Origin of the sequence: Pseudarthrobacter sp. DSP2-3-2b1 (assembly GCF_049895945.1) — a bacterium.
GTDB lineage: Bacteria > Actinomycetota > Actinomycetes > Actinomycetales > Micrococcaceae > Arthrobacter.
Genome location: NZ_JAFCTI010000006.1, coordinates 200,113 through 218,857 on the forward strand (window position 1 = coordinate 200,113; position 18,745 = coordinate 218,857).

Here is an 18,745-nt window from a genome sequence, read left to right on the forward strand (position 1 = left end):
GGAGCACTGCTGTGGATGGAACTTCGAACGCACCGGATTACAGCGACCTCAAGGCGCTGTTCTTCAATGGGACGCTGAAGAGATCCCCACAGACGTCCAACACGGACGGCCTGATCAATATCAGCAGGCTCCTGATGGAAAAGCAGGGCGTCAGCACCAGAGTGATCCGCACCGTTGATCACGAGATCGCCAGCGGCGTGTACCCGGACATGACCGAATACGGCTGGACCACCGATGCGTGGCCGGATCTCTACCCGGCGGTCCAGGAAGCTGACATCGTGGTGGTGGCCGGGCCCATCTGGCTCGGTGACAATTCCTCGCAGACCAAAAAACTCATCGAGCGGCTCTACGCCCACTCGGGTCAGCTGAACAGCAAAGGGCAATGGGCGTTCTACCCAAAGGTGGGCGGCTGCCTGATCACGGGCAATGAGGACGGCATCAAGCATTGCGCCAGCAACGTCCTGTACAGCCTCCAGCACATCGGATTTACCATCCCGCCCCAGGCTGATGCCGGGTGGATCGGGGCAGTGGGGCCGGGCCCAAGCTACCTCGACGAAGGCTCCGGCGGCCCCGAATCCGACTTCACCAACCGGAACACCACGTTCATGACCTGGAACCTGCTCCATCTGGCCCGCATCCTCAAAGATGCGGGCGGCATCCCGGCTTACGGCAATCTGCCCGAGGAATGGGAAGCGGGCACGCGCTTTGATTTCGAAAACCCGGAGTACCGCTAACCCCACCAAGGACTCCGGGTTCTGCCGGGACCGGAATACCCACTGACTAAAGGACGTTGCCCACAGTATGACTACTCTGAGCCCTCTGCTGTCGCGCCCTGGCGCCGTTGAAGGAGCCGGCGCGGACGCCGGCGTCGCCTCCCACTACGGTGAGCCGCTGCGGGAGCAGCGCGCCCTGGCAGCCGGTACCGCCGTCGTCGACCTTTCCCACCGCGGCGTGGTGACCGTAACGGGCCCGGACCGGCTGACCTGGCTGAACACCCTGTCCTCGCAGCAGGTCACGGGACTGCAGCCCGGCGAATCCAGCGAGTTGCTGCTCCTGAGCGTCCAGGGGCGGATCGAGTTTGACGCGCGGGTGATTGACGACGGCGGGACCACCTGGCTGATTGTCGAGGCCGCCGAAGCTGCGCCGCTGGCTGAGTGGCTCAACAAAATGAAGTTCATGCTCCGCGTCGAGATTGCAGACGTCTCCGCGGACTGGGCCGTCCTCGGCTCCACCAAGGCTGTGCCCGAGTGGTCCGCATTGCCCGTGTGGCAGGACCCGTGGCCGCACGTCGGAGCCGGCGGCTACTCCTACTCCGTGGTTCCGGAGGACAGGCACCCCGGGCTGGAGCGCCCGTGGTTTGAGTACCTTGTCCCAACAGCCCAGCTTGAGCAGACCGTTGGTGACCGTCCGCTGGCCGGGACACTGGCTGCGGAAGCGCTGCGCGTCGCGGCCTGGCGGCCCCGGCTCGGCGCCGAAACGGACGATAAAACCATCCCGCACGAACTGGACCTGCTGCGGACCGCCGTGCACCTGACCAAGGGCTGCTACAAGGGCCAGGAAACCATTGCCCGGGTCCACAACCTCGGGCACCCGCCGCGGCGCCTGGTGTTCCTCCAGCTGGACGGCTCCCAGCACACCATGCCCATGCCGGGCAACCCGGTGATGCTGGGCGAGCGCAAGGTGGGTGCGGTCACTTCCGTTGCCCAGCACTACGAGATGGGCCCGGTGGCGCTGGCAGTCATCAAACGGTCCGTCGCGCCCGATGAAATACTGACAGTCATGGACGGCGAGGAACCGTATACCGCCGTCCAGGAAGTGATCGTTGCGCCCGACGCCGGCCAGGTGGTGGGACGCCAAACCGGATTCCTCAGGGGGACACACTAATGACAGAAAACGCCGCGCCAGGCCCGGACGCACCCGGCGTCCCCGACTCTCCCGGTGCCCCCGGCGCTCCCGACGACGAGGCCGTGGCCCTGGCCCATCGGCTCTTCCAGGCCGCCCGCGACGGCGAGACCGGCCTCCTGCGGAGCTACCTTGAGGCCGGCGCGCCTGCCACCATGACCAACGCTGCCGGCGATTCCCTGCTGATGCTGGCCGCCTACCACGGCCACGCGGAGACGGTGCAGCTGCTCATCCAGCACGGAGGCGAAGCCAACACCGCCAACGACCGCGGGCAGACCCCGCTGGCCGGTGCCGCCTTCAAGGGCTACGCCGATGTGGCCCGCGTGCTGCTGGACGCCGGGGCAGACCCGGACGCCGGCGCACCCTCGGCCCGTGCCGCGGCCCAGATGTTTGCCCGCACCGAGATCCTCGAGCTCCTCGGCTAGCTGCCCCTCCTCGGACAGCCGAACCTCGGCTAAGCCCGGAGGCGCCCGGCCGGGTTCAACGGCGTCGGACACTTTGACCGGGACAGCCCGGCAGTCCACAACCCGCTAAGGAAATCCTTGGAAAACGTAGCAAGGCCGTGGCCTGCCCTCTGGTCCCTGGTGATCGGCTTCTTTATGATCCTGATCGATACCACCATCGTCTCGGTGGCAAACCCCAGCATCATGGAAGGCCTGGGCACGGACATCAACGCGGTGATCTGGGTGACCAGCGCCTACCTGTTGGCCTATGCCGTGCCGCTCCTGATCACCGGACGCCTTGGTGACCGGTTCGGACCCAAGAAGCTGTACCTCGCGGGCCTGGTGGTGTTCACCCTCGCCTCACTGTGGTGCGGGCTCGCCGGGGACATCCAGACCCTCATCCTTGCCAGGGTCCTCCAAGGCTTCGGCGCGGCCATCATGACCCCGCAGACCATGGCAGTGATCACCCGCATCTTCCCGCCGGACCGCCGCGGCGCAGCCATGGGTCTGTGGGGAGCCACCGCAGGGTTGGCCACCCTCGTGGGACCCATCCTTGGCGGCGTCCTGGTGGACAGCCTGGGCTGGGAATGGATCTTCTTCATCAACGTGCCGGTGGGAATCGTGGGCTTCATCCTCGCGTGGCGCTTCGTCCCCTCCCTCAGCACCCACCAGCATAAGTTCGACATCCCGGGGGTCCTGCTCAGCGCCGTCGGCCTCTTCCTCCTCGTGTTCGGAATCCAGGAGGGCGAAACTTACAACTGGGGCAACATTGCCGGACCCATCAGCGTCTGGGGCCTCATTATCGCCGGAATCGTGGTGCTCGCGGCGTTCATCCTCTGGCAGCAGTTCAACAAGGGCGAGCCGCTGCTGCCGCTGGATCTGTTCCGGGACCGCAACTTCTCGCTGGCGAACATCGGAATCACCACCGTCGGGTTCACTGTCACGGCATTCGCGCTCCCGCTCATCTTCTACTACCAGATGGTCCGTGGCATGACGCCCACGGAATCGGCCCTCATGATGGTGCCCATGGCCCTGATTTCAGGCGGGCTGGCACCGGTGGTGGGCAAGGTCATCGATCGCGTGAACCCGAAGTACATCGCCGCCGGCGGGCTGGTGATGATGGCCGTGGCGTTGTTCTGGAACTCTGCCCTGATGCGTCCGGACACTCCCATTCTGCTCTTTCTCCTGCCGAGCGCCGTCCTGGGGTTTGCAAACGCGGGCATCTGGGCGCCGCTGAGCTCCACCGCCACCCGCAACCTTCCGCCGCGCCAGGCAGGCGCCGGCTCGGGGGTCTACAACACCACCCGTCAGATCGGCGCGGTGCTGGGCAGCGCTGCGGTGGCCGTCCTGATCCAGGCGCGGCTCGCGGCCGAGCTGCCGGCCCCCGGGCCTGGCGCGGACGGCACAGCCTTGACCGGACGGCTGCCCGAAGCCCTCCACGAGGGATTTTCGACGGCGATGGGCCAGTCCATCCTGCTCCCCGCCTGTGTGATCCTGATCGGTGCGGCCGTGGCCCTGTTCTTCGCCAAGCCGCAGGCAGCCAACACCTGGAGTGGACCTTCCGTTGCCGCAGCAGCTGAGGCGGGCAGCGCCACCCGCCTCGGCTAGCTACCCCTCGGCACCCCGGCCCAGGTGGACGCTGGTCTGGATTCCGCCCGCCGCCATGCCGAGCTTCCGCCCCAGCGCGAGGGCTCCGGTGTTGCTGACTTCGGCGCGCCACTGGAGGGTGAGGCCCGCGGCCAGGGCCTCGTGGGCGGCGATGGACGCGGCCAGGGAGCCCAGCCCGCGCCGGCGCCACTCCGGGTCCACCAGGACTCCGAGGTGGCCTAGGAGCCCCTCCCATTCGGTGTAGGCACCGCAGGCCACCGGGATCCGCCGGCCGTCCACCTCATGAACGATCGTGTACCGGTTCTCGAGTTCGGAGAGCCCCACTTCGTTGACGTCGTCCGGCGGGCACAGCCCCTCCAGCTCGATCGCTTCCGGGTTGCCGTGGGAGACGGTCAGCTCTTCCGAGGGGTGCTTCAGCGGCAGGTCATCGGCAAAGAACAACGCCGCAGCGCCAAGGCCGTGGCCGCCATGGGAACGGGTCAGCGTCAGGAGGGTCACGTGGTGCGCCATCTCCTCGTCCGGAATCCCGGCGGCTGCATCAATGACCCACTGCGGGCCAACCAGCGCCGAGCTGCCGAACAGCCGGACGAATTCAACGGTCCTGACCGATTCGTCCGCCCTGACCACGCGCTCACCGGTTGCCAGCGACGCACCGAAAGCGTCGTCGTCGAGCCCCAAATGCCGGGCCCAGGCGAGCTGGATGATGGCGGCGGAACCGGGGTCAAGAGTCATATGCCCAGCCTAGGGGGAGTGGGCGGCTCAGCCGAACAGGACAGCCGCTTCGTCGTAGCGGTTCTGCGGCACGGTCTTCAGCTGGCCCAGGGCCTTCTCGAAGCCCACGTGTTCAATGTCGGTGCCCTTGAGCGCCACCATGGTGCCCCAGTAGCCTTCCACCACGGAATCGATCGCGGCCATGCCCAGCCGGGTGGCCAGGACGCGGTCGAAGGCGGAGGGAACGCCGCCGCGTTGGATGTGGCCAAGGATGGTGGCGCGGGTTTCGATGCCGGTGCGGGCCTCGAGCTCGGGGGCGAGCTGGTCCGCGATGCCGCCCAGCCGGGGGCGTCCGAAGGTGTCCAGCCCGCGCTCGGAGTGGGGGGACTCCATGTGCTCGGGCACAAAACCCTCCGCCACCACCACCAGGGGCGCGCGGCCGCGGTCGTGGGCTTCCTGCACCCACTCGGTGATCTGCTCGATGCTGACCTTCTGCTCGGGGATCAGGATGGCGTGGGCGCCCGCGGCCATGCCGGCGTGCAGGGCGATCCAGCCCACGTGCCGGCCCATGACCTCGGCGATCATGCAGCGGTGGTGGGATTCGCCGGTGGTGCGGAGCCTGTCGATGGCCTCGGTGGCGATCTGGACGGCGGTGTCGAAACCGAAGGTGTAGTCCGTGGCATCCAGATCGTTGTCCACGGTCTTGGGGACGCCCACGATCTTGAGGCCCACGTCGGTGAGCCGCTTGGCCGCGGCGAGGGTCCCTTCGCCGCCGATCGCGATGATGGCGTCAATGCCCAGCCGGTCCATATGGGCCTTGATGACCTCGGGGCCGCCGCCGTTCTCGAACGGGTTGGTGCGGGAGGTGCCCAGGATGGTGCCGCCCTGTTTGGCGATGCCGCGGACCATGGTGCGGGGGATATCGATGATGTCCCCCTCCACAACGCCGCGCCAGCCATCGAGGAAACCTACGAATTCGTGGCCGTGGATGGCGATGCCTTTGAGGACGGCACCGCGGATGACCGCGTTCAGTCCGGGGCAGTCGCCGCCGCTGGTGAGAATTCCAATTTTCATGTCTCGGCTCAAATCCTGGTTCAGTGGGTGTACAGGCAGAGCGCCACGCTGAGCTCACCTAGATTGTAGTGGCGGGTGTGGGGTGCACCACAAACCGGTGACCGGTCCGTGGACAACCGCAAATGCCCCCGCCCGGTGGGGGCGGAGGCATTTGAAGGTCAGGTCAGGGACGGTCCAGGGACCGGCGGTCCAGGAAACCCTCCAGGGGGATTTTGTTCTGCTGGTCCGGGAGGACGAGCCAGGCTGCGATGTAGAAGACCACAGCCGGGCCGGGGAGAAGGCAGAAGACCAGGAAAGCGATCCGGACAAACGCCACATCCACGTTGAGCTTCGCTGCGATGCCGCCGCAGACTCCGCCGAGCCAGCGGTCGGGCCCGCGTTTCAGGCCGAAGCCCCTGACGATGCTGAAGAATTTTTCCATGGTTCAAGACTTCCCTGTTGTTGATCCGTTGTCACGTTTCCGTGCCGAGAGGAGGCCGCCCACCACCAGCGCCGCACCGGCACCGATCATCAGGCCGATCAGCACGTAGGTGCCGTTGAGGGTGACGATTCCCAGCTGCCCGATCACGATCAGGGCTGCGAGGGCCACCACGATCAGGCCCCAGACCACCGTTCCCACCCGGGCCGACGGGGTTCCGGGCTCGTCACTGCGGTCCGGCGTCGGCGTTGGCGTTGGGGTTGGCGTTGTCGGGGAGGCCGGGGTTTTCGCAGCGTAGGAATCCGCGGGTGTAGAACCGGGCCTGTACTGATCTGAATTTGGACTCATGCTGCTCATCTGACGTTGCCTTCCTCGATAGTGACGTTGCTGACAGTGCCGTCGATTTCGATGACCAGATGCCTGCCCGGTTCGTTGGTGTTGTAGTTGCTTTCCCGGGTGGTGGTGCCGCCACTGCGGCGGTTGCCGCCCTCATTGAGGTTGCCCAGGGTCATGTCCGCCCTGACATCCACGGGGACGTTCTCCGGAATGAGAACCGTGACGTTGCTGGCGGTGATGTTCAGCGGAACCACGACGTCGGAGCTCAGCGGGGGATCGAGCTGCAGCCTGGTGAGGTCAACAGTTCCATCGCCGGCAGTGATGTCCAGGCCTTCAGCGGCCTGTTCAATGCTCACCGGTGTCCAGTCCACCTGCTGGAAGCGGACCCTGTCCCCGTTGCCCACCACGTTGTAGATGCCACCGGTGATCAGTGCCACGACGGCGAAGAAGCTGAGGATGCCGGCGGTGCGGCCCCGGATTCCGGAGAGGAGGATGCCCAGCCCGAGCACGGCGGCGGCGCTGGCCCACACCACCGCGTTGGCGGAGTCACCCAGATCGATCACGTTCCCGGCGTCGAGGGCTTTGAGGCCGCCGCCCACCAGCAGGGCCGCGCCTGCGCTGATGGCCACTGCCGGTGTGCCGGGACCGGCGGGCCGGTCTGCGGGTTCGCGGTCCGGGCCGCGCGGCGGCTGCCCTCCGCCGTAGGGTGCGCCGCCGTAGGGTGCGCCGCCATAGGGTCCGCCGTAGGGCGGGCCGCCGTACGGAGCGGTCCCCGAAGGTCCGCCGGTGTACGGCGCGGAGGAGGAAGGGCCGGCCGGGGCGTGAGCCGGGTTGCCCGCCGTCGTCGTATCAGCCAGTGAGTAGGAGGGGCCGTACGGCGTGTGCGGGAAGCCGGCGGAACCTGCAGTGCCGCTGCCTGTGCTGCCCGGCTCCGGAAGGTTTGTGTTCATGGGGGCTCCATTGGAGGCGCTGTTGCGCTGGACCAGGTAGTAAATGAAGAAGCCAACGGCGCCCACCCAGAAGAGTGTCCACAGGAAGGGGCCGAAGCCGCGGTCATTCCAGCCCCAGAAGCCGCCGCCGAGGCCGGTGAGCCCCAGAATGGTGGCTATCAGGGAGCCTGTCATGCCGCTGGACCACCGCCCGGCGCTGGCCTCCTGGACGTGGATGCGTCCGTCCGGCTCCGGGAGGAACGCCCAGGCCAGGCCGTACAGGAGCACGCCGATTCCGGCGAAGATGGTCAGGACAATAAAGATACCGCGGACAATCAGCGGGTCCACGCCCATCCGGTAGGCGATGCCGCTGGACACGCCGCCGATCCACCGGTCCCGTCCGCGCACGATTCCGTGGCTGCGGATCCAGGGGAAGAAGTCGGTCGGCTGGCCGGGTTGCTTCGCGCCTGCGTACTGGTTCGGGTAGGGGCCGGGGTTCTGGCCGGTGTAGGGACCGGCGTACTGGTTGGCGTACGGGCCGGAGGCTGCGGGCGGCGGGTTGTTGGGCCGTTCGCCCTGCCGGCTGCCTTCCGGAGTGTCCTGCGGCGTTGCAGGTGGGGGAGGGAGAAGGGGTTCTGTTGGCCGGGGCCTGGGGAGGGGCTCCGTAGGCTGGCCGTCATCGGGGGTGGGGGTCTGCGAGTTCATAATTCGATCCTCCGCTCCGGGCACGTCCGGCTCTACTGGGGAACACCCTGAACGGCCCCTGAGATCCCCCCGGTTAGGGCCCGATCCGGGTCCGGGGAACCCTGATCCGTGTTTGGATTGATCCATGAACCCCGTCCTCATCCGCCCGCCCCTGGTGCGCAGCAGCGATCGCATCATCGCAGGCGTATGTGCCGGCCTGGCAGCCCATTTGGGCTGGCCGGTCAGGACTGTCCGGATCGCCATGGTGTTGACGTCGTTGGCCGGCGGCGCAGGCGTGGCGTTTTACGCCTGGCTCTGGATCATGGTGCCCACCGCCGATGAAAGCGCCCGCCGCAATGCCCGCCGCCCGGCGTCGGTCATTGCCCCCGCCGTGAGCCAGGCTCCGGCCACCGTGGACGGCCCGTGGATGGTGCCGCCCGCTCCGCCGCTGTGGGGAAAGTCCGACGGCGGTGCTGCCGCCGGAGTTACTGCCGCATCCGCCGCCGGCGCGGCGTCAGGCGGCGGCGTCGGTCCCAGCCCTGCTGCCGGACCCAGCAGTGCCGCCGGGCCATGGGCCGGGACGGGATACCCCGGTGCCGCGCGTCAGCCGTGGTTTACGGTCCGCGGGATGCGTTACGGCAAAGAGATCCTCCTGGGCGCCGGCCTGCTCCTGGTTGCCGGCATCCTGATCGCCCAGCTTCTGGGCATCGACGTGCCGCTGGGGACCCTGATTCCCGCCGCCGCCGTCCTTGGCGGCGCCTCCATTGCCTGGATGCAGCTGGATGAGACGCGCCGGGCCGGGCTGCTGGACAAAACCAAGGCCGATCAGGCCGGCGGCTGGGCGCGCCTGGCCGCGGGGCTGGCGCTGGTGGTTGCCGGCGTCCTGGTCATGGTGTCCGGCTCCGGGTCATGGGAACAGACGTGGCTGGCCCTGCTGGCCTCGGTGGCGGTACTCGGCGGAGTGGTGCTGGTGATGCTGCCGTGGGCGTTGAAATTCTGGCGGGAGCTGGAAGCGGAGCGGGCCGGCCGGGTCCGTGAAACAGAACGGGCCGAGATCGCGGCCCACCTGCACGATTCCGTGCTGCAGACCCTTGCCCTGATCCAGCGCCGGGCCGGCAACGAGCATGACGTTGTTCGCCTCGCCAGGGCACAGGAACGCGAACTCCGGGGTTGGCTTTTCCAGGACCCGGGCAAGGACGCCGGGCAACTCTCAGACCGCATCAAGGCGGTGGCTGCAGAGGTGGAAGACTTCCTTGGCAATGCTGTTGAGGTGGTCAGCGTGGGAGACACCGCCATGACCGAAGCCCACGAAGCCCTGGTCCAGGCCAGCCGTGAGGCCATGCTGAACGCATCGCGGCATGGCGGCGGGGCCGTATCCGTCTACCTCGAGGTCTCCGGCGAGAACACCGAAATTTTCATCAAGGACCGCGGGCCCGGATTCGATTTGCAGGACGTTCCCGAAGACAGGCTTGGCGTCCGGGAGTCCATCATCGGCCGGATGCGGCGGCACGGCGGAGCCGCGTCCATCACCAGCACACCGGAAGGCACCGAAGTCAGGCTAAGGATGCCGGCGGGGTTGCCGGGGGCACAGACTGACAACGTGGAAGGGAAATCATGAGCGAAATGCAAGGGGGCGGAAACCCGGGGAGCGGAAACGGCCCGGTCGGGCCTGCCAGGTCGGTACGCGTGGTGATCGTGGATGACCACGCCATTTTCCGCTCCGGACTTAAGGCAGATCTCGATGCGAGCATCCACGTGGTGGGCGAGGCGGCCACAGTGGAGCAGGCCATCGCCGTGATCGCCCAGGAACGTCCGGAGGTGGTGCTTCTGGATGTGCACCTCCCCGGCGGCCTCGGCGGCGGCGGGCGGGAAGTCATAGCGGGCTCGGCGTCGCTGCTGGCCACCACCAAATTCCTGGCACTGAGTGTTTCGGATGCCGCCGAGGATGTGGTGGCGGTCATCCGTGCCGGAGCCCGCGGGTACGTCACCAAGACCATTTCCGGCGCTGAAATCACCGATGCCGTGTTCCGGGTGGCGGGCGGGGACGCCGTGTTTTCGCCGCGCCTGGCAGGGTTCGTGCTCGACGCCTTCGGGACCGCCCCGGCCGATATCGCCGACGAACTGGACAAACTCTCCGCCCGCGAACTCGAGGTCATGCGCCTGATCGCCCGCGGCTACAGCTACAAGGAAGTGGCCAAGGAACTGTTCATCAGCATCAAGACCGTGGAAACCCACGTGTCCGCCGTGCTCCGCAAACTCCAACTCTCCAGCAGGCACGAACTGACAAAGTGGGCCGCGGAGCGTCGCCTCCTCTAACCCACCGCTCACCACTTCACCACCCCCACACCAACCCCCCACCACCCCCCCCGACGCTCTTTCACTTATCGCCCCCTTTTTCCCGACGCTCTTTCACTTAACGTCGCTTAAACCGAAACGCTCTATCACTCTCTTCAAGAGAGTGATAGAGCGTTTCCGGTTTTCCTGCAGGAAGTGAGAGAGCGTGCCTACTGGGCCTTGCCGAGGAACTCCTGGAGCCGCGCCACGCCGGTGGCGAGGTCGTCGTCGCCCAGGGCGTAGGAGAGGCGCAGGTAGCCGGAGGGGCCAAAGGCCTCGCCGGGCACAACGGCCACTTCCACCTCGTCGAGGATCAGGGCCGCCAGCTCAGCGGAGGTCGACGGCGTGGCGGTGCCTGCCGCCGTCGGAAATTCCTTCCCGAGCAGCCCGCGGACGTCCGCGTAGACGTAGAAGGCGCCCTTCGGCGTCGGGCATTCCACGCCTTCAATGGCGTTGAGTCCGGCGACGATCGCCTTGCGGCGGCGGTCGAAAGCGACCTTCATCTCATCGACGGCGGTCAGCGGGCCGGAGACCGCGGCGAGGGCGGCGATCTGCATGATGTTGGAGACGTTCGAGGTGGCGTGCGACTGCAGGTTGGTGGCGGCCTTGATGACATCGGCAGGGCCGATCATCCAGCCCACGCGCCAACCGGTCATGGCGTAGGTCTTGGCAACGCCGTTGAGGATGACCACTTTGTCACCCAGTTCCGGGGCGGCGGTGGCGATGGAGGTGAAGGGCACGCCATCGTAGGTCAGGTGCTCGTAGATCTCGTCCGTGACCACCCAGAGGCCCTTCGCCGCGGCCCATTTACCGATCTCAGCAACCTGCTCAGGCGAGTACACAGCGCCTGTGGGGTTGGACGGCGACACGAACAGCAGGACTTTCGTCCGGTCGGTGACAGCGGCTTCCAACTGGTCCACCGTGACCAGGTACTCCTGCTCCGGGCCGGCGAACACCTCTACGGGAACACCGCCGGCGAGCCGGATGGCCTCCGGGTAAGTGGTCCAGAACGGGGTGGGCATGATGACCTCGTCGCCCGGATCCAGCAGGGTGGCGAACGTGTTGTAGACGGCCTGCTTGCCACCGTTGGTCACCAGGACCTGGGATGCGTCCACGGCATAACCGGAATCCCGCAGGGTCTTCTCCGCGATGGCTTTCTTGAGCTCGGGCAGGCCACCGGCGGGGGAGTAGCGGTGGTACTTGGGCTGGCCCGCGGCCTCGATGGCGGCCTTGACGATGTATTCCGGAGTGGGGAAGTCCGGCTCGCCGGCACCGAATCCAATAACCGGACGCCCGGCTGCCTTCAGCGCCTTGGCCTTGGCATCGACGGCCAGGGTTGCGGATTCGGCAATGGCGGATATGCGCTGGGAAACGCGGGCGGCAGACATGGCAGGTCCGTTCTTCGCTTGCAGCCCGGAGGCTGAATGGTGGAATTCGACGTGATCTACTCTATGCTGTTCAGCGGATCGTTCGGATTGCCGGCGTGGATGTGACTGCAGGTCAGGACGCCACAAAGTGCAACACGAAGGGCCCGGAACGGGGCTGGTTCGACGTACACGTAGATGTTGCGTAGACTGGTTCTCCGGTGTTGAAAACACGGATGATGACGTGCGCCCCAGTGAAAGCTGGCGGTTGACGCATGATTCCGGTTTTTGATCCATAGGGTAGTGGCGCAATTGGTAGCGCAGCGGTCTCCAAAACCGCAGGTTGCAGGTTCGAGTCCTGTCTGCCCTGCGCAAGCTGCCCCGGCGTGAAGCCGGGGCACGCGCAGCAACCATGGTTCTGATCAGGACCGGGTAATCCAACATTGCAAAGATGAGTGAGGACCAGGTGACCGAAACAGCTGCCAGCAGCTCCAAGGGCCGCCCAGCTAAGAAGGCCGCCAAGGCAAACTTCTTCGCTCGCATTGCACTCTTCATCCGCCAGGTCATCGGCGAACTGAAGAAGGTTGTAGCACCAACCCGCAAGGAACTGATCAACTACACGCTCGTAGTGCTGGTGTTCGTGGCCATCATGATGGTCATCGTCAGCCTGCTGGACATCGGATTTGGATCCGCTGTCCGCTGGGTCTTCGGCGGGATTGCTCCCGGGGACAGCTAAGGGCGAATCGTCCGCAGGCCGTGTGGCCCCGATCCGGGTAACCGGAAAGGGAAGCCACTTGGTGTGCGGAATTGAGCCATTTAAATAGGCATGTTAGGCAATGAGGAAGCAGGAGACCAAGTGTCTGAGCAGGAGCTCGAGGAAACCGAGACTGAGTTAGAGTCCACGGACAACACGGCTGAAGCCAGTGAAGAGTCTGAGGTTGAGTCCGCTGCGCCCGAATCTGCCGACGCCGATTCCGACGACGACTCTGACGCTGCGGCGGATGCCGCTTCAGAGGACGTTGACTCAGAGGGCGACGCCGCTTCAGAGGACGACGACTCAGAGGGCGACGCCGCTGACGGCGAACTCTCCGAGGACGTCGCAGAAGCCGACGACGACGCTGATGCTTTGGCCGCCGCGGCCGCAAAGGCTGAGGTGGACCCCGCCGACGAATTCAAGGCCAAGCTGCGCCGCCAGGAGGGTGACTGGTACGTCATCCACTCCTACGCCGGTTACGAAAACCGCGTAAAGGCCAACCTTGAGACCCGCATCCAGACCCTGGACATGGAAGATTACATCTTCGAGATCCAGGTGCCCATGGAAGAGGTCGTTGAGATCAAGAACGCTCAGCGCAAGGTCATCAACCGCGTCCGCATCCCCGGCTACGTCCTGGTCCGCATGGACCTGACGGATGCCTCCTGGGGCGCCGTCCGCCACACCCCCGGCGTAACCGGCTTCGTGGGCAACGCCCACAACCCCGTGCCGCTGCGCCTTGACGAAGTCTTCTCCATGCTGGCCCCGGTCTTCGAAGAAGAGCAGGCCGAAAAGGGCAAGCCGGTCAAGCACGCCGCCGCCCCGGTTGACGTCGACTTCGAGGTCGGCGAATCGGTCATCGTCAAGGAAGGCCCGTTCGAGACCCTCCCGGCCACGATCTCCGAGATCAAGGTGGAATCCCAGACCCTCGTGGTCCTGGTCTCCATCTTCGAGCGCGAAACCCCGGTTACCCTGGCGTTCAACCAGGTCAGCAAGATCTAGTAACCAGCACAGAATTCGTTCCGGACTGCCCGCTTAGCAGCCCCGGAACGGCCGGCCGCCTCGCCATGGCGGCCAACAACCTGAGGCACGCTCCTGTGTCCCAGGAAGATATTGAGAGAAGGACCTTACATTGGCTCCCAAGAAGAAGGTCACCGGCCTCATCAAGCTGCAGATCCAGGCAGGCGCCGCTAACCCGGCCCCGCCGATCGGTCCTGCGCTTGGCCAGCACGGTGTCAACATCATGGAATTCTGCAAGGCGTACAACGCTGCCACTGAAGCCCAGCGCGGAAACGTCATCCCCGTGGAAATCACGGTTTACGAGGACCGTTCATTCACGTTCATCACCAAGACTCCGCCCGCTGCGGAGCTCATCAAGAAGGCTGCCGGCGTTGCCAAGGGTTCACCCACCCCGCACACCGTCAAGGTTGCCAAGCTGACCCAGGCCCAGGTCAACGAGATCGCCACCACCAAGATGGAAGACCTCAACGCCACCAGCCTCGAAGGCGCAGCGAAGATCATCGCCGGTACCGCCCGCTCCATGGGTATCACAGTCGAAGGCTAAACAGCCTTCCACCGCCGGGAAACCGGCACCACTGAAACATTGAAATGTTGGCACCCGGATATATCAGCCGGATGGCCAACTTGTGGCAGGGCCCAGCGCGGTCCGCAGACCACAACTGCACAAGGAGAAATAGCAGCATGGCAAAGCGCAGCAAAGCATATGAGGCAGCAGCCGCCAAGATCGACGCCGAGAAGTTCTACGCGCCGTTCGAGGCAGTAACCCTCGCCAAGGACACCAACCCGTCCAAGTTCGACGCCACCGTTGAGGTCGCATTCCGCCTCGGCGTTGACCCGCGTAAGGCTGACCAGATGGTCCGCGGCACCGTCCTGTTGCCGCACGGCACCGGTAAGGTCTCCCGCGTTCTCGTCTTCGCAACGGGCGACAAGGCTGAGGCAGCAATCGCTGCCGGCGCCGACTTCGTTGGTTCCGATGACCTGATCGAAAAGATCGCAGCCGGCTGGACCGACTTCGACGCCGCCGTTGCCACCCCTGACCTCATGGGCAAGGTTGGCCGCCTCGGTAAGGTCCTGGGTCCGCGTAACCTGATGCCGAACCCGAAGACCGGCACGGTTACCGCCGACGTCGCCAAGGCTGTCAACGACATCAAGGGCGGCAAGATCGACTTCCGCGTCGACAAGCACTCGAACCTGCACTTCATCATCGGCAAGGTTTCCTTCGATGCCCTGAAGCTGGCCGAGAACTACGCAGCAGCACTGGAAGAGGTCCTTCGCCTGAAGCCGTCCGCTTCCAAGGGCCGCTACATCCAGAAGGCCACTGTTGCCACCACGTTCGGCCCCGGCATCTCCGTGGACCCCAACGTCACCAAGGTTCTGACCGAGGTCTAATCCTCCACCAGTTCCCCTGCCGGGTCCGTCCGGCACAAAACGAAGGACCGTCCGGCATCGCGCCGGGCGGTCCTTCGGTTTAAGCGGGCGAACTCACTAGGCTAGGGGAATGACCGGTCAGCAACTGGTGATCACCGCCGTCGTAATTCCTTCAACGCCCGACGCCGGGACGCACCCCGGTGCCCGGGTCACCGACGCTGCCACGGGCGCCGCCCACCCCGGCGCCCCAAGCGGCCTCCACGCGTACCAGGCGATCCGCGAAGCCCACGAACTGGAAAAGTGGGGCGATCTGGACCGTTGCCCCACCCTCAGTGAGAGCTTCGAATACTGGAAGGGAAGCGACTACGAGGAGCGGCAGCTTTTTATAGCACAGCTGGGCCATGAAACTGTGGGCGCCTGCTCCGTTACGTTGCCGCTCAGCGAGAACACCTACACAGCAGGCATTTCGGTGGATGTAACGGCGGCTTATCGGCGCCAGGGGTTGGGCCGCAGGCTTCTGGCCTACGCCGAGGCCGTGGCGATAGACCGCGGCCGAACGTCGCTTGATGCCTACTGTGAGCTGCCGGCGGCGGCGGTGGATCAGGCGGCCCGGCTGCTGCCGGCCAAGTCAGGGGCCGGCGGGTTACCCGCTGATGACGCCGTGGTGGCCTTCGCGGCCAGTGCCGGCTACCAGCTCGAGCAGGTGGAAAGGGCAAGCAGGCTCGCCCTGCCGATGCGCCAGAACCAGCTTGATTCGCTGGAGACGGAGGCGTCCCCGCATGCAGGCGGCTATGCCGTGGTGGCCTGGGGTGACACCTGCCCTGACCGATTCGTGGATCAATACGCGGCACTCAAAGCCCGGATGAGCTCGGATGTTCCCATCGCAGGGCTGGACTGGGAAGCGGAGATCTGGGATGCGGCCAGGGTGCGCCACGAGGAGCAGGTGAACATCCGCAGCGGACTGGAAACCCAGGTTGCCGCGGCACTTCACCGGACCAGCGGCGAACTCGTGGCCTATACGGTGCTGAACTGGCGGCCGGCGGTCCCGCGGTCCATCACCCAGCAGGACAGCCTGGTGACCTCCCAACACCGTGGGAAGAGGCTGGGGTTGCTCATCAAAGCCGCGAACCTAAGGGCCGCCCAACAGCGCTGGCCCGCGGCACGCTCCGTCCTGACATGGAACGCAGTGGAAAACCGGCATATGCTGGCGATCAATACTTTGCTTGGCTTCCAACCTGCTGGTTATGAGGGCGAATGGCAGAAACGGCTGGGATGATGCCCCTTATGGCAAAAGATGTGCGGATCGAACAGCTTTGGATCCCGGACTCGCTGGATGCACCCGAGGCAGCGGATTTCCTGGCCGCAGTGGAGGTGGGCCGCAAGGTCCGGATGCAGACGTGGGGGAGCGATGACCTCGCGTACACACCGCTGGAAAAGCTCCTGGAACTGGCGGATCCGTACGAGCGCCAGGTGATCCTGGTGGCCAAGGTGGACGGCCAGATCGTCGGCACAGTGGACATTGCCCTGCCGCTGACCGAGAACCTGGACCTTGCGGAATTCACGCTGGACATCCTGCCGGAGTTCCAGCGGCAGGGCGTGGGCCGGAAGCTGCTCCACGAGGCCGAACACCTGGCCCGCGGTGAAGGCCGCACATTGATCCTGGTGGATACCAACCATCCCGGCGCATCGCTGCACGAGTTCGAGGAAGCGCTGTTGGTACCCGGCTCCGGGCAGGGTTTTGTGCCGCTGGACAGCCGCGAAGTCGAGTTCGCCCAAAAGACCGGCTACACCCTCCAGCACATCGAACAGTTCAGCTCTTGCGCGTTGCCGCTGGACACCAAGCTCGTGGCCGATCTCCAGGCGGAGGCTGATGAAGCCAACAACGGGCGCTACCGGCTCCACCACTGGACCGATCGCTGCCCGGATGAGTGGCTGGAGGCCGTCGCCGTGCTCGAAAACCAGGCGGGCGCCGACGTCGACCCTTCCCTTGAAACTCCCGTGGAGCAGGACATGGTGTTCGACGGCGCCATCCTCCGGGAAGCGGAAGAGGTCACCATCGCCCAGGGACGGCGGACGGTGGTCACCGCCGTTGAACATCTCGCCGGCGGTGCCCTGGTGGGCCTGACCACCATCAGCGTCCTGGCCCACCGCCCCGACGTGGTCTTCCAGGACGACACCCTGGTCCTGCAGGCCCACCGCGGCAACAAACTGGGCCTGCTGATCAAGCTGGCAAACATGGAGCGGCTCACCGAGCAGTTTCCCGACGCCCGCGTCATCTACACCTGGAACGCCCCGGAGAACAGGTACCTGCTGACGGTTAACCACCAACTGGGCTTCACCACGGCCGGCGTGACGGGGATTTGGCAGAAAGAGCTTCCATACCTGGGCACCAGCACGAGCTGAGGCCGATTTGGTGGTGGAGCAGCACGTCCCGTAAGCTTGAACTACCAAAGACCGTCGGTTGTTGGAAATCCATTCTCCTGTACACAGCTCAACTCTGCAGTTGTGCGCTGGAGGTCAAATGTATTTCTGGACGAAGGACCCTGAACATAGGGCGGCCGGCGCAGGTGAACGAAGCAACGCTCCACGGCATCAGCCATGTTGAGCCAAGCCCCGTGCATCTGCGCGGGGCGTTTTTTAGTTTTAGCTCACTTGAGCGGGGACCGTCGAATACCGGCACTATCCCCGGAAGGAGGGTTATGGCAACGCCTACAAAGGTTTCAGCAGTAGCTGAGATCACTAACGATTTCAAGGAATCGAACGCCGCTGTCCTGACCGAATACCGCGGGCTCACCGTTGCACAGCTCAAGCAGCTGCGTGTTTCTCTCGGCCAGGACACCAAGTTCTCGGTCGTCAAGAACACCCTGACCGCCATTGCAGCCAAGGAAGCCGGCGTTGAAGCATTCAACGACCAGCTCTCCGGCCCCACTGCAATCGCGTTCATCAAGGGTGACGCAGTTGCCGCTGCCAAGAGCCTGACGGATTTTGCCAAGGCCAACAAGCAGCTGGTTATCAAGACCGGTTACTTCGAGGGCAAGGCACTGAACGCGAGCGAAGTCGCTGCACTGGCAGCACTCGAGTCCCGCGAGCTGCAGCTCGCCAAGGTTGCAGGCATCCTCAAGGCTCCTGCTGCCGCGGCCGTGCGCATCATTGACGCTCTGCGACTCAAGCTTGAAGAAGAGAACGGTGCACCGGCAGCTGCCGAGGCTCCTGCCGCTGAAGAAGCTCCCGCCGACGAGGCTCCGGCCGAAGAGGCTCCCGCCGCAGAAGCTGAGGCCCCCGCCGAAGCTCCCGCTGCCGAAGAGAAGTAGTTTCTCTTTACCCACCAGACTCCGGTGTGAAAATGCGGCTGATGCCGTTGAACACCACTACAGGAAGGACGCCACACCATGGCGAAGCTCACCAACGAAGAGCTCATTGAAGCTTTCAAGGAACTGACCATCATCGAGCTCTCCGAGTTCGTCAAGCTCTTCGAAGAGACCTTCGAAGTTACCGCTGCTGCGGTTGCTGTTGCAGGCCCCGCCGGTGGCGGCGCTGCAGAAGAAGCTGAAGAGCAGACTGAATTCGATGTCATCCTCGAAGCTGCCGGCGACAAGAAGATCGCAGTGATCAAGGAAGTTCGCGCCATCACTTCCCTGGGCCTCAAGGAAGCAAAGGACGTTGTTGACAGCGCTCCGAAGGCTGTCCTCGAAGGCGTCACCAAGGAAGCTGCCGAGAAGGCAAAGGATCAGCTCGAAGCTGCCGGCGCCCGCGTTACCGTCAAGTAACTCAAGCCGCTCCACGGAAAACCCCGTCCACTTCGG

General features: G+C 65.2%; 20 protein-coding genes and 1 tRNA gene. 15 read left to right on the forward strand and 6 right to left on the reverse strand.

Going from position 1 to position 18,745, the window contains the following annotated elements:
- Positions 1-11 precede the first annotated feature (11 nt).
- The 4 genes from ACP7AX_RS09935 (at position 12) to ACP7AX_RS09950 (ending at position 3,953) form a co-directional block, all read left to right on the forward strand.
- Positions 12-734, forward strand: coding sequence for a flavodoxin family protein (locus tag ACP7AX_RS09935; protein WP_426226317.1), 723 nt, complete (start codon positions 12-14; stop codon positions 732-734).
- Between the two features lie 67 nt (positions 735-801).
- Positions 802-1,884: a YgfZ/GcvT domain-containing protein gene (locus ACP7AX_RS09940; RefSeq protein ID WP_426226318.1), complete on the forward strand. Its 1,083-nt coding sequence runs from the start codon at positions 802-804 to the stop codon at positions 1,882-1,884.
- Complete coding sequence (locus tag ACP7AX_RS09945) at positions 1,884-2,327, forward strand: ankyrin repeat domain-containing protein (RefSeq protein WP_131682909.1); 444 nt, start codon at positions 1,884-1,886, stop codon at positions 2,325-2,327. Before ACP7AX_RS09940 ends, ACP7AX_RS09945 begins: the two co-directional genes overlap by 1 nt.
- Positions 2,328-2,444: 117 nt before the next feature.
- Positions 2,445-3,953, forward strand: a complete 1,509-nt coding sequence (locus ACP7AX_RS09950) for a DHA2 family efflux MFS transporter permease subunit (protein ID WP_426226319.1) — start codon at positions 2,445-2,447, stop codon at positions 3,951-3,953.
- Here ACP7AX_RS09950 and ACP7AX_RS09955 read toward each other — a convergent pair whose 3' ends face one another.
- From ACP7AX_RS09955 to ACP7AX_RS09975, 5 genes are all read right to left on the reverse strand, one after another.
- Positions 3,954-4,685 carry a GNAT family N-acetyltransferase gene (locus ACP7AX_RS09955; RefSeq protein ID WP_426226320.1) on the reverse strand — a complete coding sequence of 244 codons (732 nt, stop codon included), beginning with the start codon at positions 4,683-4,685 and terminating at the stop codon, positions 3,954-3,956.
- A 27-nt stretch (positions 4,686-4,712) separates the two neighbouring features.
- Positions 4,713-5,738 carry an ATP-dependent 6-phosphofructokinase gene (locus ACP7AX_RS09960; RefSeq protein WP_108599746.1) on the reverse strand — a complete coding sequence of 342 codons (1,026 nt, stop codon included), beginning with the start codon at positions 5,736-5,738 and terminating at the stop codon, positions 4,713-4,715.
- A gap of 163 nt (positions 5,739-5,901) precedes the next feature.
- Positions 5,902-6,159: a PspC domain-containing protein gene (locus ACP7AX_RS09965; RefSeq protein WP_131682906.1), complete on the reverse strand. Its 258-nt coding sequence runs from the start codon at positions 6,157-6,159 to the stop codon at positions 5,902-5,904.
- A 3-nt stretch (positions 6,160-6,162) separates the two neighbouring features.
- The gene (locus ACP7AX_RS09970; protein ID WP_131683015.1) at positions 6,163-6,357 is read right to left on the reverse strand and encodes a hypothetical protein; all 195 of its coding nucleotides are present in this window, start codon (positions 6,355-6,357) and stop codon (positions 6,163-6,165) included.
- Positions 6,358-6,509: 152 nt separating this feature from the next.
- Positions 6,510-8,126: a PspC domain-containing protein gene (locus tag ACP7AX_RS09975; RefSeq protein ID WP_426226321.1), complete on the reverse strand. Its 1,617-nt coding sequence runs from the start codon at positions 8,124-8,126 to the stop codon at positions 6,510-6,512.
- A gap of 124 nt (positions 8,127-8,250) precedes the next feature.
- Between ACP7AX_RS09975 and ACP7AX_RS09980 the strand changes: the two genes are divergently transcribed.
- Together ACP7AX_RS09980 and ACP7AX_RS09985 are read left to right on the forward strand one after the other, a co-directional pair.
- The gene (locus tag ACP7AX_RS09980; RefSeq protein WP_426226322.1) at positions 8,251-9,723 is read left to right on the forward strand and encodes a PspC domain-containing protein; all 1,473 of its coding nucleotides are present in this window, start codon (positions 8,251-8,253) and stop codon (positions 9,721-9,723) included.
- Positions 9,724-9,728: 5 nt separating this feature from the next.
- The gene (locus ACP7AX_RS09985; protein ID WP_426226340.1) at positions 9,729-10,421 is read left to right on the forward strand and encodes a LuxR C-terminal-related transcriptional regulator; all 693 of its coding nucleotides are present in this window, start codon (positions 9,729-9,731) and stop codon (positions 10,419-10,421) included.
- A gap of 188 nt (positions 10,422-10,609) precedes the next feature.
- Here ACP7AX_RS09985 and ACP7AX_RS09990 read toward each other — a convergent pair whose 3' ends face one another.
- The gene (locus ACP7AX_RS09990; RefSeq protein WP_426226323.1) at positions 10,610-11,827 is read right to left on the reverse strand and encodes a pyridoxal phosphate-dependent aminotransferase; all 1,218 of its coding nucleotides are present in this window, start codon (positions 11,825-11,827) and stop codon (positions 10,610-10,612) included.
- Between the two features lie 273 nt (positions 11,828-12,100).
- Here ACP7AX_RS09990 and ACP7AX_RS09995 point away from each other — a divergent pair.
- The 9 genes from ACP7AX_RS09995 (at position 12,101) to rplL (ending at position 18,709) form a co-directional block, all read left to right on the forward strand.
- Positions 12,101-12,173: transfer RNA gene (locus ACP7AX_RS09995), tRNA-Trp, on the forward strand.
- An 81-nt stretch (positions 12,174-12,254) separates the two neighbouring features.
- Positions 12,255-12,539, forward strand: coding sequence for a preprotein translocase subunit SecE (secE, locus tag ACP7AX_RS10000; protein WP_131682902.1), 285 nt, complete (start codon positions 12,255-12,257; stop codon positions 12,537-12,539).
- Positions 12,540-12,659: 120 nt separating this feature from the next.
- Positions 12,660-13,556 carry a transcription termination/antitermination protein NusG gene (gene nusG, locus ACP7AX_RS10005; protein WP_426226324.1) on the forward strand — a complete coding sequence of 299 codons (897 nt, stop codon included), beginning with the start codon at positions 12,660-12,662 and terminating at the stop codon, positions 13,554-13,556.
- A gap of 130 nt (positions 13,557-13,686) precedes the next feature.
- On the forward strand, positions 13,687-14,118 hold the full coding sequence (gene rplK, locus ACP7AX_RS10010) for a 50S ribosomal protein L11 (RefSeq protein WP_024365990.1): 432 nt from the start codon (positions 13,687-13,689) through the stop codon (positions 14,116-14,118).
- Between the two features lie 137 nt (positions 14,119-14,255).
- Complete coding sequence (gene rplA, locus ACP7AX_RS10015; protein WP_131682900.1) at positions 14,256-14,963, forward strand: 50S ribosomal protein L1; 708 nt, start codon at positions 14,256-14,258, stop codon at positions 14,961-14,963.
- A gap of 109 nt (positions 14,964-15,072) precedes the next feature.
- Positions 15,073-16,218 carry a GNAT family N-acetyltransferase gene (locus ACP7AX_RS10020; RefSeq protein ID WP_426226325.1) on the forward strand — a complete coding sequence of 382 codons (1,146 nt, stop codon included), beginning with the start codon at positions 15,073-15,075 and terminating at the stop codon, positions 16,216-16,218.
- Between the two features lie 8 nt (positions 16,219-16,226).
- Positions 16,227-17,345, forward strand: a complete 1,119-nt coding sequence (locus ACP7AX_RS10025; RefSeq protein ID WP_426226326.1) for a GNAT family N-acetyltransferase — start codon at positions 16,227-16,229, stop codon at positions 17,343-17,345.
- Positions 17,346-17,641: 296 nt separating this feature from the next.
- Positions 17,642-18,253: a 50S ribosomal protein L10 gene (gene rplJ / locus ACP7AX_RS10030; protein ID WP_426226327.1), complete on the forward strand. Its 612-nt coding sequence runs from the start codon at positions 17,642-17,644 to the stop codon at positions 18,251-18,253.
- Between the two features lie 78 nt (positions 18,254-18,331).
- The gene (gene rplL / locus ACP7AX_RS10035; RefSeq protein WP_131682896.1) at positions 18,332-18,709 is read left to right on the forward strand and encodes a 50S ribosomal protein L7/L12; all 378 of its coding nucleotides are present in this window, start codon (positions 18,332-18,334) and stop codon (positions 18,707-18,709) included.
- Positions 18,710-18,745: the final 36 nt, after the last annotated feature.

What these genes read in the sequence shown, in the direction of transcription:
- ACP7AX_RS09940 (WP_426226318.1), top strand. Translation starts at nt 802, where the DNA reads ATGACTACTCTGAGCCCTCTGCTGTCGCGCCCTGGCGCCGTTGAAGGA.
- ACP7AX_RS09945 (WP_131682909.1), top strand. Translation starts at nt 1,884, where the DNA reads ATGACAGAAAACGCCGCGCCAGGCCCGGACGCACCCGGCGTCCCCGAC.
- ACP7AX_RS09955 (WP_426226320.1), bottom strand. Translation starts at nt 4,685, where the DNA reads ATGACTCTTGACCCCGGTTCCGCCGCCATCATCCAGCTCGCCTGGGCC.
- ACP7AX_RS09960 (WP_108599746.1), bottom strand. Translation starts at nt 5,738, where the DNA reads ATGAAAATTGGAATTCTCACCAGCGGCGGCGACTGCCCCGGACTGAAC.
- ACP7AX_RS09965 (WP_131682906.1), bottom strand. Translation starts at nt 6,159, where the DNA reads ATGGAAAAATTCTTCAGCATCGTCAGGGGCTTCGGCCTGAAACGCGGG.
- ACP7AX_RS09975 (WP_426226321.1), bottom strand. Translation starts at nt 8,126, where the DNA reads ATGAACTCGCAGACCCCCACCCCCGATGACGGCCAGCCTACGGAGCCC.
- ACP7AX_RS09980 (WP_426226322.1), top strand. Translation starts at nt 8,251, where the DNA reads ATGAACCCCGTCCTCATCCGCCCGCCCCTGGTGCGCAGCAGCGATCGC.
- ACP7AX_RS09985 (WP_426226340.1), top strand. Translation starts at nt 9,729, where the DNA reads ATGCAAGGGGGCGGAAACCCGGGGAGCGGAAACGGCCCGGTCGGGCCT.
- ACP7AX_RS09990 (WP_426226323.1), bottom strand. Translation starts at nt 11,827, where the DNA reads ATGTCTGCCGCCCGCGTTTCCCAGCGCATATCCGCCATTGCCGAATCC.
- secE (WP_131682902.1), top strand. Translation starts at nt 12,255, where the DNA reads ATGAGTGAGGACCAGGTGACCGAAACAGCTGCCAGCAGCTCCAAGGGC.
- rplA (WP_131682900.1), top strand. Translation starts at nt 14,256, where the DNA reads ATGGCAAAGCGCAGCAAAGCATATGAGGCAGCAGCCGCCAAGATCGAC.
- ACP7AX_RS10020 (WP_426226325.1), top strand. Translation starts at nt 15,073, where the DNA reads ATGACCGGTCAGCAACTGGTGATCACCGCCGTCGTAATTCCTTCAACG.
- ACP7AX_RS10025 (WP_426226326.1), top strand. Translation starts at nt 16,227, where the DNA reads ATGGCAAAAGATGTGCGGATCGAACAGCTTTGGATCCCGGACTCGCTG.
- rplJ (WP_426226327.1), top strand. Translation starts at nt 17,642, where the DNA reads ATGGCAACGCCTACAAAGGTTTCAGCAGTAGCTGAGATCACTAACGAT.
- rplL (WP_131682896.1), top strand. Translation starts at nt 18,332, where the DNA reads ATGGCGAAGCTCACCAACGAAGAGCTCATTGAAGCTTTCAAGGAACTG.